Source organism: Priestia megaterium (genome assembly GCF_041941685.1).
GTDB lineage: Bacteria > Bacillota > Bacilli > Bacillales > Bacillaceae_H > Priestia > Priestia megaterium_C.
On record NZ_CP130958.1, the window covers coordinates 1,175,238 to 1,190,023 of the forward strand.

Annotated in this window: 14 protein-coding genes; 7 read left to right on the plus strand and 7 right to left on the minus strand. The window is 39.8% G+C overall.

What is annotated here, in order from left to right; genetic code table 11:
- Positions 1 to 48 precede the first annotated feature (48 nt).
- Both Q5794_RS06160 and Q5794_RS06165 read left to right on the plus strand, forming a co-directional pair.
- Positions 49 to 1,371, plus strand: a complete 1,323-nt coding sequence (locus Q5794_RS06160; RefSeq protein ID WP_240717448.1) for an MATE family efflux transporter — start codon at positions 49 to 51, stop codon at positions 1,369 to 1,371.
- Positions 1,372 to 1,481: 110 nt separating this feature from the next.
- The gene (locus tag Q5794_RS06165) at positions 1,482 to 2,117 is read left to right on the plus strand and encodes a cupin domain-containing protein (protein WP_374988881.1); all 636 of its coding nucleotides are present in this window, start codon (positions 1,482 to 1,484) and stop codon (positions 2,115 to 2,117) included.
- 51 nt (positions 2,118 to 2,168) lie between these two features.
- Here the strand turns inward: Q5794_RS06165 and Q5794_RS06170 are convergent, their stop codons facing one another.
- Both Q5794_RS06170 and Q5794_RS06175 read right to left on the minus strand, forming a co-directional pair.
- Positions 2,169 to 2,999 (minus strand): LCP family protein, encoded by an 831-nt coding sequence (locus Q5794_RS06170; RefSeq protein WP_374988882.1) that lies wholly within the window; start codon positions 2,997 to 2,999, stop codon positions 2,169 to 2,171.
- Positions 3,000 to 3,075: 76 nt separating this feature from the next.
- The gene (locus Q5794_RS06175; RefSeq protein WP_028407825.1) at positions 3,076 to 3,447 is read right to left on the minus strand and encodes a PilZ domain-containing protein; all 372 of its coding nucleotides are present in this window, start codon (positions 3,445 to 3,447) and stop codon (positions 3,076 to 3,078) included.
- A 549-nt stretch (positions 3,448 to 3,996) separates the two neighbouring features.
- Here Q5794_RS06175 and corA point away from each other — a divergent pair.
- A complete protein-coding gene (gene corA / locus Q5794_RS06180; RefSeq protein WP_013055874.1) occupies positions 3,997 to 4,968 on the plus strand; it encodes a magnesium/cobalt transporter CorA in 972 nt (323 codons plus the stop codon).
- A gap of 38 nt (positions 4,969 to 5,006) precedes the next feature.
- On the opposite strand, the gene Q5794_RS06185 is transcribed toward corA, so the two are convergent.
- Positions 5,007 to 8,195, minus strand: a complete 3,189-nt coding sequence (locus Q5794_RS06185) for an Ig-like domain-containing protein (protein ID WP_374988883.1) — start codon at positions 8,193 to 8,195, stop codon at positions 5,007 to 5,009.
- A 453-nt stretch (positions 8,196 to 8,648) separates the two neighbouring features.
- Here Q5794_RS06185 and Q5794_RS06190 point away from each other — a divergent pair, with 453 nt between their 5' ends.
- The 4 genes from Q5794_RS06190 (at position 8,649) to Q5794_RS06205 (ending at position 10,992) form a co-directional block, all read left to right on the plus strand.
- Positions 8,649 to 9,158 (plus strand): SUKH-4 family immunity protein, encoded by a 510-nt coding sequence (locus Q5794_RS06190; protein ID WP_268587865.1) that lies wholly within the window; start codon positions 8,649 to 8,651, stop codon positions 9,156 to 9,158.
- Positions 9,159 to 9,291: 133 nt separating this feature from the next.
- On the plus strand, positions 9,292 to 9,570 hold the full coding sequence (locus tag Q5794_RS06195) for a YesK family protein (protein ID WP_192996872.1): 279 nt from the start codon (positions 9,292 to 9,294) through the stop codon (positions 9,568 to 9,570).
- 1 nt (position 9,571) lies between these two features.
- Positions 9,572 to 10,030 (plus strand): GNAT family N-acetyltransferase, encoded by a 459-nt coding sequence (locus Q5794_RS06200; protein ID WP_214985422.1) that lies wholly within the window; start codon positions 9,572 to 9,574, stop codon positions 10,028 to 10,030.
- 476 nt (positions 10,031 to 10,506) lie between these two features.
- Entirely contained in the window at positions 10,507 to 10,992 is a 486-nt protein-coding gene (locus tag Q5794_RS06205; RefSeq protein WP_192996874.1) for a hypothetical protein, read from the plus strand.
- A gap of 216 nt (positions 10,993 to 11,208) precedes the next feature.
- Here Q5794_RS06205 and Q5794_RS06210 read toward each other — a convergent pair whose 3' ends face one another.
- The 4 genes from Q5794_RS06210 to nagA all read right to left on the minus strand — a co-directional run bounded on the left by Q5794_RS06210 (position 11,209) and on the right by nagA (position 14,738).
- Positions 11,209 to 11,934, minus strand: coding sequence for an SIS domain-containing protein (locus Q5794_RS06210; RefSeq protein ID WP_328244536.1), 726 nt, complete (start codon positions 11,932 to 11,934; stop codon positions 11,209 to 11,211).
- Positions 11,935 to 11,949: 15 nt separating this feature from the next.
- On the minus strand, positions 11,950 to 12,675 hold the full coding sequence (locus Q5794_RS06215; RefSeq protein WP_214985430.1) for a GntR family transcriptional regulator: 726 nt from the start codon (positions 12,673 to 12,675) through the stop codon (positions 11,950 to 11,952).
- Between the two features lie 144 nt (positions 12,676 to 12,819).
- The gene (gene nagB, locus Q5794_RS06220; RefSeq protein WP_192996877.1) at positions 12,820 to 13,551 is read right to left on the minus strand and encodes a glucosamine-6-phosphate deaminase; all 732 of its coding nucleotides are present in this window, start codon (positions 13,549 to 13,551) and stop codon (positions 12,820 to 12,822) included.
- Between the two features lie 2 nt (positions 13,552 to 13,553).
- Positions 13,554 to 14,738 (minus strand): N-acetylglucosamine-6-phosphate deacetylase, encoded by a 1,185-nt coding sequence (gene nagA, locus Q5794_RS06225; protein WP_214985436.1) that lies wholly within the window; start codon positions 14,736 to 14,738, stop codon positions 13,554 to 13,556.
- Positions 14,739 to 14,786 lie beyond the last annotated feature (48 nt).

Genomic DNA, 14,786 nt, shown 5'->3' on the forward strand with positions numbered 1-14,786 from the left:
GATGTGAAAAGTGAAGTAGTGGAATCAGAAGAATCCGTCAGTAAGCTGATGCTTGTGTTTTTGATTCCGCTCATGTTAAGTAATGCTATGCAGTCAGTTGGGCAGCTGGCGGGGAGTATTATTGTCGGAAGAGCGCTTGGAGTTGATGCGTTAGCCGCTATTTCCGCTTTTTTTCCTCTGTTTTTTCTGCTCGTGTCGTTTTCGATTGGAATTGGTTCAGGAAGTTCCATTTTAATCGGGCAAGCGTACGGGGCACAAAATGAAAAGCGAGTCAAAGAAATTATCGGTACCACGCTCACGTTTACGTTTTTAGTAGGGATTGTGCTTGCTGTTTTGGGAAGCATATTTGCTCCGGATATTCTTCGGATCATGGGAACGCCGGCTAATATTATTGACGTAACGGTTCACTATGCGCGCATTTTGTTTGTGGCGATTCCTGTTTTGTTTTTATACTTTGTTTATACGACGTTTATGCGCGGAACCGGAGACTCTAAAACGCCTTTTTATTTTTTAGTTGTGAGTACGGTCTTAAACATCATTTTCCTTCCAATTTTAATTTTTGGATGGATCGGAGTGCCAAAGCTTGGAGTGTACGGCGCTGCGTACGCAACAGTGTTTTCAACCGTATTAACGTTCATTATTATGATTGTTTATTTGCGCAAGAAAAATCATCCGTTAAAGTTTGACTCATCTATTTCATTAAAAATGGACGGAACGCTTTTAAAGCTGCTTATGCGTTTAGGGATTCCAGCTAGTATCAATATGATTTTAGTTTCTCTTTCTGAAATTGCGGTTATTACGTTTGTAAACGGATTTGGCTCAGACGCTACAGCAGCGTACGGAGCGGTGAACCAAGTGGCAAGCTATGTACAAATGCCGGCAATCAGCTTAGGAATTGCGGTTTCTATTTTTGCGGCGCAGTCGATTGGCGCCAATAAATTTGAGCGTTTAAAAGAAGTTATTCGCTCTGGAATTATGCTGAATTATGTTATTGGCAGCGTATTGATTTTACTTATTTATCTCTTTTCCAATCAAATTTTAGCTCTGTTTTTAACAAGTCAGCACACGCTCCATATTGCCGAAGAGCTGTTAGTGATAACACTTTGGAGCTATTTGATTTTCGGTCATGCGCAAATTATTACCGCCACGATGCGAGCAAGCGGTACGGTGCTTTGGCCTACGGTATTTAGCATTATGGCTATTTGGTGTGTAGAAGTGCCCGTAGCCTACGTGTTATCGCAGTTTACATCTCTTGCGATTAAAGGAATTTGGATTGGATATCCAGCGGCGTTTGTGGTCAGCTTAATCCTGCAGTACAGCTATTATCAATTTGTATGGAAGAAAAAGAAAATTGAACGTCTTGTCGGATAAAAAACGAGCGGAAACGCTCGTTTTTTACTTTTCCTAATTAAAACACCCTTAGCTAAGAGTTTTAATAGGATAGTGCATATAACTTTTTGATGAAAAGAGGGTATGACACTATGAGTAAATCTGGATTTGTGCCGGATAATTCAAATATTAAAAAAAGCTCAGGAACGCCTAATCTGTCAGTGAATTATAAGCAAAATATCCTGTTCAAACGAAACGACCAAAATATAGCGTATCAACTAACCTCAACTCAGCTGCCTGCTATGCTCGGAGGTGCTTTTGTTGATTTATATATGACGAAAGGGCATATGAGAGAACCGCACTGGCATCCAAACGCGTGGGAATTAGATGTTGTCGTTTCAGGTGAAGTGCAGGTGTCTGTCTTGGACCCTGATACAAGCAGCATGCACAATTACCGGATAAAAGAAGGCGAAGTTGTTTTTATACCGATGGGCTGGTGGCATTGGATTGAGCCCCTATCGGAAGAAGCGCATCTTCATCTCTTTTTTAACAATGATCAATTTGAGTCTACAGAAGGATCCGACGTGCTGCGCTTAACGCCTCCGATCGTGTTTCAAAAAGCATACGGCGTAAGCGGAAGTGAAGTAGCAGAAGCCATTGCTCCGATTACGGATACGGTTGTGATTGGGCCGCCTAATGATCATTCTTCTTATAAGAAGGGCTATGAACGTGATGAAAAAGTTGTTATTAAAATAAATGAGAAAGTTGTGCGTGCTGAAGATAAGTAGCATAAAAAACCATTGAGCCTGCGGTCAATGGTTTTTTTCGTGAGGCGTTTTTTATAAAAACAGCTCGTTACGTTCTAAGTGCTTGTACAGCCGCGTTGTGACTTGTCTTTGGTTCCATTCGTTTTGGGGAAACTGCTGCTTGTCTACGTGAGAAACGGCCGGTTTGTAGGTTTTTTGAATCCGTTTGATATCATTAAAGGTTGCGTTGGTTTCAATGTGGTCAGCGAGCGTAAATACAAGAGAGTGCAGCTTTGCAACATTGGGAATCGTAGCTGCTTGGCTGAAAATAGCTTTCGCGACGGATAGCTGTCTTTCATGCGCAGTAAAGATGTCTTGCTCATTACGCTCCTTTAAAAAAACAAGCGCTTCTTTTCCGTTCAGGCGAATCGATCCTTTTGGAAAAACAATGTTGCTATGTTCAAAAGCACGTTTGTTTGTGACGATAATGCCGCCTAATTTATTTACAGCATCGACGACTGACTGCTGATCCATTTTGACATAATAATCAACAGGAAGCTTTGCATACGTTTCGACGTTCTTTACGACAGCATTCATATTTCCTTGGTGATAAATCGTTCGCAGTGTTTCATTGCCGAGCTGAGTTGACCCTGGCAAGTGGGTCATTTTTATTGATTCATGCTGCTTATTAACAGTCATATATACAAATGACGTATTTTGATGGTTCTCTTGAATTAAAAGCAGGGAAAACGGTTGCCCTTTTTTTAAATTGACGTGTGTTTTGTTACCATGCTCAAGCGGTACATACGTTTGATCAACGGCAGCTTTCACCGTATGATAGCCTGCAAATGTGATGCTGACAAAACTGACGAGTAAAAATAGTACGAGACCGCCAATCCACTCTTTTTTTGCTTTGCTGCTCATCGTCTCACCTTTTTCTATCGAAGTCGTTCGTAGTATTGCCATCTTAAAAGGGGAGTAAAACAAATGAGCGCTATTTTTATTGCTTATCTTGCTTTTTCTTGGCATAGGTTTTGAGTTCTGTAATTAAGATCGCTTGCTCTTCCACATCGTTAAACGCTTCAATGCCATAAAGATATTCGGTGTGCCGTTTTTCTTTCCATACGCAAAGTCCGGTAATATGGATGGGTTTTTCATTTAAATAAAAGCTGATTTTTAGCTGAATTTGATGGTTGAAAATAGGTAAATCAAGCGGCGTAATTATTTTGATTCCTTTCGGTGAAAGGTCGATAACAGACAAAGGACCTGGCTTAGAATCGATTTCTTTGTTGTCGTATTTAGCAATGGAAAACGTTCCAACAATGGGAGTCTCAAATAAAAAGCGAAACGGTTCTTCACGTTTGAAATGCATGTATCATCAGTCCTTTTCGTAATCTAAGTTTGTTAAGTAAGTATTCGATGAAAGTCTAAAAATTCCTACACGTTTTTCACCATCACCCATATAATGTTTATCGATGTAGAATATCTATCATGACCAAAGACCGGCCATGGTAGATATTCTAGACCTAATCGTAGGCGATCCCCCTTGCGGGGTTGATCGCCTACGATTAGGTGAACCTTTGTGGGAGGATTCAAGAGGTCTTAGTTATCGATTGCCGATTATAACTGCTTTTATAGTATTGGAAGTTTTGTTTGAAACTTTAAATGGTGAGGGAAAGGTTTTGAAAAAAGCGCTACGCTAGAGTTGGATTGTATGTTAAAATTAAACTTTGTGAAGTAGCTGTATTACAAATCAGCGTTCCTTCAACTAATTAGGAGGTGAGATGAATGGGCACTGATGACCCCATTTCGATGAAGGTTACTGCAAAACAAGATAGGGGCAACAAAGGTGTATATGTTCCTCTCATTTCAACGAAGGAAAATACTCCTTAATGCCTCAATGATGTGAGGTGAAAAATCAATGATTAAAACATACTTATATGATGATGAAACAAAAGAAATGGTAACGAATCTTGATTTAGGAGACGTGCATGAAAAATTGCGCAATCCTGATAATTTGCTGTGGATTGATCTGTATGATGTCCACGGACAAGAGCTTGCTCAAATTGCTAAATTATTCGATTTTCACCCATTGGCGATTGAAGACTGCTTACACGACAGTCCTCGCGCTAAAATGGATGATTACGAAGACTATAAATTTTTCGTTTTTCACGCGCTTCGCTATAACGAAGAAAGTGATGACGAGATTACGACGCTTGAGTTAAATGCCTTTGTCGGATCAAATTACGTAGTGACGATTCATAAACATAAAATGGGCTGGCTTCGCAAAATGGATGCTGTGTGCTCACGCTATCCAAAGTTTATGAACCGCGGCGCCGACTTTTTACTGTACGCTTTGATTGATGGCATCACGGACGAATATTTTCCGATTTTAGACCGAATTGACATGCGTATTGATGAATTAGAAGATGAAATCTACAACAAAGAAGTGCGCGGAGTGACGGAAGAGTTCTTGGCGTTAAAAAGAACGATTATCTTAATCCGGCGCGTTATTCTGCCTCAGCGCCGAATTTTCTTAACGGTGAATGGAAAGTGGAAATTCGACATACGAGAAGAAAATGTTCCTTTCTACATTGACTTGCTTGACCACTTAGAGCGTATTGTAGACTCTGCTGAAACATTTAGAGACCTCGTAAACAGTGCACTTGATACGTATTATTCTATTACCAATGCAACTTCATCTGAAAAGCTGAACGTCTTAACGCTGATTTCAACGATTATGCTTCCGCTGACGTTCGTAACCGGATTTTTTGGGATGAACGTACCGATTCCATATCAAAATTCCCACTGGGCTACTGCTGTTATTATTGTTATGTTAATTGTGTTAACGTGGGGAATGTGGAAATACTTTAAAAACAAACAGCTTTTATAACAAAAAAGGCACTTGGCCATAAGCCAAGCGCCTTTTTGTTATTTTGTCACCGTTTTTGCTGTTGCTTTACTCGTATTGTTCGCTTTGTCTTTTGCAGTTACGCTTAAGACTGTTTTTTCTTTTTGCTTTTTAATTTTTACGGAGTATTGCCCTTTGCTGTTAGCAGCAGCAGAGCCAATGCTTTTTTTGTTTACTGTTACCGTTACGGTAGCATTTGATTCTGCTTTACCCGTTACAGCCGTGCTTTTTGTTGTGACAGCATTTACGCTTGGTGCAGCAGGGGGAGTTTTATCGCTCACTTTTACAGTCGTAGCTTTACTTGTGTTGTTGGCTGCGTCTGCTGCTGTTACGCTGATTGCTGTACCTGCTTTTTGTTTTTTAATTGTTATGCTGTACTGACCTTTTGCATTGGCTTTTGCTTTGCCGATTTCTTTGTTGTTCACTTTCGCTACAACAGATGCATTTGCTTCTGTTGTTCCTTTAATAGCCGTATCCGCGTCGCTGACTGGATTTACTTTAGGTGCATTTGGAGCAATAACGTCACGAACCGTTACTTTTGCTTCTTCACTTTCTTGTTGTTGGCTGTTTGTAGCCGTGATATACAAAACTGTATTTTCTTTTTGTTTTGGAATTTTCACTTTGAACGCGCCTTTTGCATCAGCTTTTGCTGAAGCAATCACTTTCTTGGCGCTGTTTTTAACATTTACCGTAAAATTCGCTTTAGACGTTCCTGTTACATACTCATCTTTATTCGTTACGGCTTTTACCGCTGGTTTGGCAGGTGCTTTTTGAACAACTGCACGAATGCTCGTACTTGCTTTTCCGTTTGTGACAACCACTTGTAAAACGGTATCAGCTTTTTGAGCTGGAATGTTCACAGAGAACGTATTTTTTGCATCGGCTTTGGCTGTGCCAAGTGTTTTTGAGCCGTTCATTACTTTAACAGTTGAACCGCTTTGAGCTTTACCTGTAACAATTTTTTGCGTGCTGACAAATGTATTTACCTGCGCTTGCAGCTGCTGTGCACTTACCGCGCTGTACGCATTTAAACGTCCCCATCCTGATACGTAATCATAGCCTGGAGCAGGGGGTTCTGCTGGACTTTCTTCATCATCGTATACAGGAGCATCTTTTTCATCAAATTTAATATCTTTAGCTGTATCCGTTAGGCGTTTTTCAACGTCTTTTGGCTTTAAGCCTGGGTTTCGTGATAGCAATAATCCCGCAACGGCTGCCACGTGAGGTGTTGCCATTGATGTTCCGCTTAAATAAGTGACGTTCCCGTCTGGAACAAGACTTGGAATATCAGAGCCAGGAGCTGTAATATCTAATCCTTTTCCATAGTTTGAGTAGTCAGATACGATATCTAAACGGTTTGATGCGCCTACTGATATCGCATAGGCAGATGAAGCAGGGTAAGAGAGCTCTTCCATACCGTCATTTCCACTTGCAGCTACAACCGTTACGTTATGATCGTATGCGTATTTTAACGAATATTCAAGCACGCGGCTGTAAGATCCGCCAAGGCTTAAGTTAATGACTTTTGCACCGTGATCAACCGCGTATTTAATACCGTACGCAATTTGTTCTGTATCTCCGCTTCCAGATGCGTCTAGAATTTTAACCGGTAAAATTTTAGCGTGAGAATTGATGCCGGCCATTGAATAGTTATTGTTTGCAGAGGCTGCGATAATACCTGCTACGTGAGTTCCGTGTCCGTTGTCATCAGTTGCATTTGACGAACGATCAACGTAATTATAGCCTGTTTTTGTATCCACGACGCCTTTTAAATCAGCTAGTGATGAATCGACGCCCGTATCGGCAACGGCAATAACTGTATCTTTTAATTTTTGACCGTTTAGTAATTTTTCAAGCGATTCATATTGAATATCGGCATGTTGAGTACCATCATTTTTACCCGTATTGTTTAATGACCATTGATACGGATATTGTGAATCCATCGAAAGAGCGTGATACTCTTGAACTGGCTCGATAAATTCAGTTTCAGGAAGTGCCTGAATTTGTTTTGCCGTCATTTTACCTTGAGCAGATGACGTGCTGAAGCTTTTTGCATTGCTGTCATCTAATTGAATAACAAACATATTATCAAAAGAAGCAGCTGATTGTTTTAATGGATTAATAGATTCAATGCTTGCTGATTTTGACTGTGCTTTTGTTTTGAATGATTTAGCATTTGCACCATCTTTTAATTTAACGATATAGCGAGTTTCAGCTTTTGTTGAAACGCTGTTTGCGCTGACTAATTTAGCTCTTACTAATACAGACGATACGTTTAAGTCCGTTACGTCTTTTAATTTTGTCTGTGCTGCTACTTTTTCTAAGTCTTTCTTTAAAGCAGCTGGAACGGATTTATAAGCGATGCTGTATAAATCATTGATTGCTTTTTGGTCAGCACTTGTAATCATATATGTGCTTGATGCACCGTTTTTCGCCACATCTGTAAATAGACCCTTTAGCTGAACTAAATCTTTGTATACTTGTTCGCGCATCGATTTATCGATAATCATTTTAGAGCTGATAAACGGAGCGGCTTTGTAGTAAAGAGAAGAAAGGTCTTTTCCGCTTGCTGTTTTTGAAAGCACAGCGTCGCGAATCGTACGCAAATCTTTTAAAATACCTTTTCCGTTTTCTTTTTGGCTTGTACTTAATTCAGCCGGGCATTCTTCGGCCTCCATTTGAGAAGGGGGAAGTGAAGCGCCTTCATAGCTGATTGTGTAAGGAACTTCTGTTTTTTCTTCCGGCTGTAGTTCTGGAGAAGTCGAACCATCTTCCGCATCTTCTTCAATCATGCCGTCTTCGCTTCCATAATACTCAACTTTCACATAATAAGGGCCAGTCCAAGCGATTGGAAAATCAAGCTGAGCAGGCTCATCTTTGTAAGAGTATCCCATATAACGGTCAAATGCCACGTTGTTTTTGGCATTTTCAAGACTAGAGTAAACCGTGATGTTTACTTCATCATCACTTTGAAGCTTAATTCGGTAGTGTGAAAACTTTGCTACTTCTTGCTTAGAAGGATTAATTTTGTACCACTGTGCTTGTTCTGGTTCTGTAAATGTTCCTTTTGCTGCTTTACCAATGCTTAATGTTTTTTCATTAGCAGGAGGATTGCCTGCCGCTTGTGTTTTCAATAAGCCTAATTGGCTAAAACACAAGGTGAACATTAAAGCAAAAGCAATAAAACGATAAATTGACCCTTTTTTCATGTTAAACCTCCAAAAAATATAGTAAAAAACAGGAATTACATACCTATTAAACCATAAAGTTTAAAAATTTGTAAATAATTACTGTTGCTTATTTTGGTATTTTGTCAAGTTATTAATCTCATAGGATAAATGGTGAGATAAGTCCTAGTTGCAAAAAGTAGAAAAAATTGGAATAATAAAGGTTGAGCCTGTTTATAAGAGGCGAGAGTACGCTGAATAGGGAAGAAGGGAATGAGAATTATTTTTCAAAGCAGAATTCACTGGAGAAAATCTGATCGGTTTCTTTTTACCTGTGTTTATAAAGAGGAAATCGGGCTATATAAATAAAGATTGGAAAAATTTTCAGTCTAATTAAGTTCATTTGTAGCATATAATACGAGCTGGATTTCTTTTATAATAAACAAAAGCAAAGAAAGAGCAAATGGTGAAAAGGAGTGAAAGAAGTTGTCAAATGTGATGCAACGACAGGAAAAACGAATGAAGTTTGATGCCGAACAGCTTGCACCCCTTGATATTGATAAAGAGACAAAGAAGTTGCTAACAGAAAAAGGATTGCCCAAAGAAGCTTCACCATTTCTAGAGTTCGTTTCATCCAAAGGAAAGCTAACAACGCTATGCGAAACATTTGAGTTATCATCTCGCTACCAGCACTATTGGTTTTTAGGAACAACAGGCGCTGGAGATCCAATTTGTCTTCATCAAAAAAACGGTTCAGTTGTGCTGCTCGATACGTCCAACGATGACTGCGAGCGCTTCGTGAATACAACTTTTCCGCAGTTTTTAGCATGCTTAGATGTGTTTGAAGAGCTAGTAGAAGAAACGATTCAAGCTAACGGAGAATCTGCATACTTAGAAAGACACATTCCTGCTGAGGTGCTGCAGCGATGCAGAAAACGTATGAATGAAATTGATGAAGCTTGCTTAGCACCTTATTCTTTTTGGTTCAAAGAACTTTCTTTTTAATATAGTAGAAAAATAGACATGGCCATTTTGGTCATGTCTATTTAGTTGTGGCTGAAGGGCTAGATAGAATAAATAAAAATGATAGTATATAATGGATATAAATTCCTTTTCTTGAAGGGGGAGGAGGGTATAAATGATTTCTCTATTTGGATTAATGGGTGCTTTCTTTGTTTTGCTTTTTAGTGCGTCTTATGTCTTCTATAGAAAGAACTCGCCTGTTCAGTATGTGATTTCATTGGTAGGTATGTTAGCAAGCATCTTTTTATTTTTATATAGTATATTCAGAATAGGAGGCTTTGAAGGAATGGGAGTTGGAGCCGTAGCAGCTGCTTTGTTTGTGGCGTCGATTCTGAGCTTGTTCGTCAGCGTCCTTTTTAACATTATAAATAGAAGAGGGAAAGGTGCTGTGTGAAATGGGAGAAATAACCTTTAGAGAAGCAGTGCGGGAAGATTTAGATCAAATTGTTGGAATGCTCGCTGATGATATGCTCGGAAGCAAACGAGAGCGCTACGAATTACCGCTTCCAGACTTTTATGTTCAAGCATTTCAGGCAATTGATGGGGATCCAAACAATGAACTGATTGTCGCATGTAAAGATAGTAAAGTAATAGGTGTTCAACAAATAACATTTACGCCCCACATTGTACGACAAGGCGGATGGAGAGCAACGATTGAAGGAGTTCGAACCGCTTCGTCAGAGCGCGGGAAAGGGGTTGGATATCAGCTGATTACATGGGCGATTGAACGAGCGAAAGAACGTAATTGTCAGTTGGTACAATTAACAACGGACAAGGAAAGGTCAGAGGCTTTGCGTTTTTATCAAAAGCTTGGGTTCACAGCTTCTCATGAAGGATTAAAGCTCCATTTGTAATTCGCTGTTAATGGTTGTATCCCTGTGGTAAGAATTTTTTGATTAAAATGAATTTTTTCGTTTAGTTCAATTGAAACGTGGTATATAAATAGTACAGAGCCGATAGAAATTTTTCTAAGGCTACTGTGAAAGGTAAATACTTAGCTTTATGAAGGGACTGGTTTAGTTTTGGAATACTTAACAGCAACTTCAACAAACGTATTACCTCACATGAAAAGCAGATATTCTGATCTGACAATTGGCACTCTCGTTATGAACCGATATACGTAGCGAAAGGGCCTCACAAGGGCAAATGAACATGAAATAATTAGCATGATATGAAGGAAAGAACCTGCATCAGTTTTGATGTAGGTTCTTTTTTGTGAGATACGGCAGGAAATCTTATACAAAACTTTAGCAGAAATTTATAGATAAGATTTATAGATATGGTAAACTATTTGAAATTGTATCGGCATGAAAAAGGAAGGAGGAGTTCTATGGATACACGCGAGCTCTTTTATTACATTTATCAAAAGAGTGTCACAGCGGAAAAACATTATTTACCATGGGCACTTTCTATGCTGGAACATGAACAGAATTCTTTATCTCTTTCGATTTTAGCTTCTCTCCGCCCATCTTATAATCTCTTTGAAGTAGAAGATTATTTTCAGCGTACTTTAAAAGAGCTTTCCTTATTGAAACCGAGTGAACAGGAATGTACAGATTACCTGATCTATACGCGGCTTCAAACAATTGTGCAGCATGAAGAGAGGGCGCTAACAGAAGCCAATCACTTATACACCATGTTCATTGAACTCGACTGTCCGACGAAGTTAGTAGGTTGGCTTGAAATTAGTGATATGATAGATGACTATCAGTACGGAGACAATTATTTTAACATCACGGATGAAATCATACATACAACAATTATGAAAGAAGCTAAAAGTCAGCTGGAACATTACCGTAAAAAAATCTTCAAATGAATGCACTACGAAATTTCTTATAACTTATTTGACACCTAAAGTATAAAAGAGTATACTAATGTTAAACATAGTAATTATGTCGGATAAGTAGGTTATTGTGCTGTGAACAAGACTTCTACTAATAAAGAGGAGATCTAGTCCAAATCGTACAGTCCGACTTTGATGAGATGCTTTCAAGCATCTTTTTTTACGCAAAAAAACAGCCGCAGGGGGCTGTTATAGGGCAGTAATTCTTCCCTTGTAAGCATCAATCAACCGCTGGTTATGTTCATCTGAACCTTCCATGTTTCCGCTTAAAAAGACAGGAGGCGTGATGCCGCGGCTGAGCAGTTTTTGGATGGCTTTAGATAGGACATCATTTAGGATAGCGCCTCCAATTACAGTAGAACCAGAAGCGAAAGAAATGTCTTGCTGATGAAGAAGAACGTCTCCTTTTGGAATATGATTATTGATAACAAGATCCACGACATCATGAAGGTATTTTCCGCTTTTATGTCGCGAAGCCCGGCTCGTGGCATAAGAAGGAGAGGTAAGCCCGATAACAAAGGCGCCTTTTTCTTTTGCAATTAAGGCCACATCAATCGGAACGGGATTTACGCCCGACGTAGAAATCACAATCATGATATCGCCTGGTACGATATCTTCTTTTTCCATAAAGGTAGAGGCATAGTCGTTTTTACGCTCCAGCTGTGAAGAGCGCGAAGCTCCTTTATGAAGCATCAGTTCTTCTACAAAAATAGGGTGAATCGGCGCAAGCCCTCCGGAACGGTAAAACACTTCTTCCGTTAAAATATGAGAATGACCGCACCCAAATAAATGAATGAGGTGATGAGAAGCTAATTGCTGTGAGATTTTCTCGGCTGCGGATTCCATTGTCTGCTGTTCATGCGCCTCCACTTTAGCAAGCAGTTTTGTTAGTTCCTGTAGATATAAACTAGACATAAAAAAACTCCTTAGTTAAGATCGTGTCATGTTAATCGTAAACTTATAGCGGTCTGCTCGATACGAAGATTTCACCACTTCAAGCGGCGTGCCGTCTTGCAAATACGTATTTCTTTGAATCAATAGAACGGGTGAATATGAGCTGATTCCAAGATGCTTCACTTCGGTTTCAGAAGCTAAGATGGATTCTAACGTTTGATTGGCTTCACCAATTTTCAGCCCGAGCTCTTCTTCAATATAGCGATAGAGAGAGTTGTTAACAATAGATTCTGTTAATCCTTTGACTAAGTTAGCGGATACATAGACGCTTTCAAGCGCCATTGGCACGTCGTCAGCTAAACGAATACGTTTGATTTCATAAACAGGTGCATGAAGAGAAATGTGCAGCTGCTCGGCAATTTTTTCTGAAGCCGCAATAATTTCAAAGCTCAGCAGCTTACTGCTTGGCACCATTCCGCGCGCTTTCATATCTTCTGTAAAACTCGTTAATCCAACGAGCTGCTGCTCCAGTTTCTTTTCAGATACAAAGGTGCCGCGGCCTTTTTGACGGTATAAATAACCGTCGTTTACTAAATTGTTAATCGCTTGGCGAACAGTCATTCTGCTGATTTCAAATCGTTCTGCAAACTCTCGTTCAGAAGGAAGCGAATCATTTGGTTTTAACTCTCCGTTTTCAATTTGTTTTTTCAACTGTTCTTCAATTTGATAATAAATCGGAAGAGGTGAGCTTTTATCAATCACTTAAGTTCTCTCCTTTATGTAAACCTCCTCATCTAAAAAAGACGAGGAGGTATATTATCTATATATGCTCTAACTAATAGTCAGATATCTTTCTTTCATAAAGACGGATTGATTATAGCCGGGGCAGGCTACTTGACTATTCTTTCAAAGGTTCACTTTAGCTAAAGCTTCTTGGTCCGCAATAATTGTAACACAGTGATGCTTCTTTAAAATAGAAGCAGGAAAGTTCTCTGTGATTTCTCCGTTAAGCAGCTGATACATCGCTTCTGCTTTGGCTTCCCCGGAGATAAGCAGTAAAATTTCTTTACTTTTCATAATCGATTCAATTCCCATTGTAATAGCCTGAGTAGGCACTTCGTCAAGAGAATTAAAGTAGCGCGCATTCGCTTTTCGCGTTGACTCTTCTAACGTCACAATATGAGTAGGAGAATTGAATGACGTACCAGGTTCGTTAAAGCCAATATGTCCGTTTTGGCCGATTCCAAGAATCTGAAGGTCAATGCCTCCGTGATTTTGAATCATTTCATCGTAGCGGCGGCATTCTTCTTCAGGCGTATCAGCTAGGCCGTTAGGAACGTGCGTGCTGCTTACGTCAATATCAATGTGATTAAATAACGCATCTGCCATATAGTAGTGATAGCTGTTTGGATCTTGCATCTTCATTCCGACATATTCATCTAAGTTAAAGGAAGTAACGTGTTTATAAGACGTGCCGTGCTCCTTATGATCTTGAATTAAACGATCATACAATCCTTTCGGCGTGCCTCCCGTTGCAAGTCCCAGATTCATATTTGGCTTTTCATGAAGTTTGCTAATCAGCATATCAGCTGCTTTTGCGCTCATTTCACTGTAATTTTTCACTTGGATGATATTCATTGTTAGTCCTCCTTTTTAAAGCTCAATGTGCCTCGGCAAAATGTCATTTCAACATCTAAGTTTTCATTTAACACCACGATATCCGCATCTTTTCCAATTTTGATGCTTCCTTTTGTATCGAACAGATTAAGCTGTTTTGCTGGGTTTTCGGCGGTCATTTTTACGATGTCTTCTAATGAACAGTTCGTAAAGCTCATCGTGTTTTTAATCGCATCGTTCATCTTTAAGATGCTTCCTGCTAACGTTCCGTCTGCAAGGGTAGCCGTTGTGTCGTTTACGTGAACAGGCTGTCCTCCTAAATCATACGTACCGTTTTTTAGCCATTTGGCACGAAGAGAATCCGTGATAAGAATCATGCGTTCACTTGTGATTTGATCGTACGCAAGCTTGACCATTTCAGGTCGGCAGTGGATGCCGTCTGTAATCAGCTCTACAAATAATTCATCTCTCAAATAAGCGGCGCCTAATACACCCGGCTCTCTATGGTGAAGACCGCGCATGCCGTTATATAAATGCGTAATATGAGAAGCTCCTGCTTCGATGGCTTCACCAACTTGATCATATGTGCTGTCAGAATGGCCAATAGAAGCGACGACGTTTGTTTCTTTTAAATAAGAAGTAAGCGCTAAGCCGTTTGGCTGCTCCGGAGCTAATGTAACAAGTTTAATATGTCCTCCGGCTGCTTTTTGCCATTCTTGAAACAGTGCCACATTCGGATCTTGAATATGAGTAGGGGGCTGTGCACCCGCACGTTTTGGTGAAATAAAAGGACCTTCTAAGTGAATACCTACTACTTCAGCATCCGCATTTGTTTGCTCTTCGATATAAGCGCCCGCGTTGCGAAGCGCTTTTTCAACCGCTTCATTCGACTGCGTCATAGTGGTTGCTAAAAAGCTTGTTGTACCTTCTTTTGGGAGCGTGCGCGCCATTGTTTTTAATGCTTCTGCCGTACCGTCCATTGCATCCGCATTGTTAACGCCATGAATATGCACATCAATGGCACCCGGAATAACTTTATAGGAAGGAGAAAGCTCAATGACATGGTCTTTTGGCTGACGTACGTATTGATTTATATCTCCAATTTCAGTGATTTTTTTATCCGTTAGTTTAATATACCCATTTTTTAATGTCTGATTTTCACTATAAACGGTTACATTATAAATAATGATGGATGAATGTGTATCCATACATACACTCCTTTGCTCGTTGTAGTAATATAAGTGTAACGCTTTTTG

Bases quoted from the DNA above. Each gene is read 5' to 3' on its own strand.
- Q5794_RS06170 (WP_374988882.1), bottom strand. From the start codon at position 2,999: ATGAGCAGCAAAGCAAAAAAAGAGTGGATTGGCGGTCTCGTACTATTT.
- Q5794_RS06175 (WP_028407825.1), bottom strand. From the start codon at position 3,447: ATGCATTTCAAACGTGAAGAACCGTTTCGCTTTTTATTTGAGACTCCC.
- Q5794_RS06200 (WP_214985422.1), top strand. From the start codon at position 9,572: ATGGGAGAAATAACCTTTAGAGAAGCAGTGCGGGAAGATTTAGATCAA.
- Q5794_RS06185 (WP_374988883.1), bottom strand. From the start codon at position 8,195: ATGAAAAAAGGGTCAATTTATCGTTTTATTGCTTTTGCTTTAATGTTC.
- Q5794_RS06160 (WP_240717448.1), top strand. From the start codon at position 49: ATGCTTGTGTTTTTGATTCCGCTCATGTTAAGTAATGCTATGCAGTCA.
- Q5794_RS06195 (WP_192996872.1), top strand. From the start codon at position 9,292: ATGATTTCTCTATTTGGATTAATGGGTGCTTTCTTTGTTTTGCTTTTT.
- Q5794_RS06205 (WP_192996874.1), top strand. From the start codon at position 10,507: ATGGATACACGCGAGCTCTTTTATTACATTTATCAAAAGAGTGTCACA.
- Q5794_RS06210 (WP_328244536.1), bottom strand. From the start codon at position 11,934: ATGTCTAGTTTATATCTACAGGAACTAACAAAACTGCTTGCTAAAGTG.
- nagA (WP_214985436.1), bottom strand. From the start codon at position 14,738: ATGGATACACATTCATCCATCATTATTTATAATGTAACCGTTTATAGT.
- nagB (WP_192996877.1), bottom strand. From the start codon at position 13,551: ATGAATATCATCCAAGTGAAAAATTACAGTGAAATGAGCGCAAAAGCA.
- Q5794_RS06165 (WP_374988881.1), top strand. From the start codon at position 1,482: ATGAGTAAATCTGGATTTGTGCCGGATAATTCAAATATTAAAAAAAGC.
- corA (WP_013055874.1), top strand. From the start codon at position 3,997: ATGATTAAAACATACTTATATGATGATGAAACAAAAGAAATGGTAACG.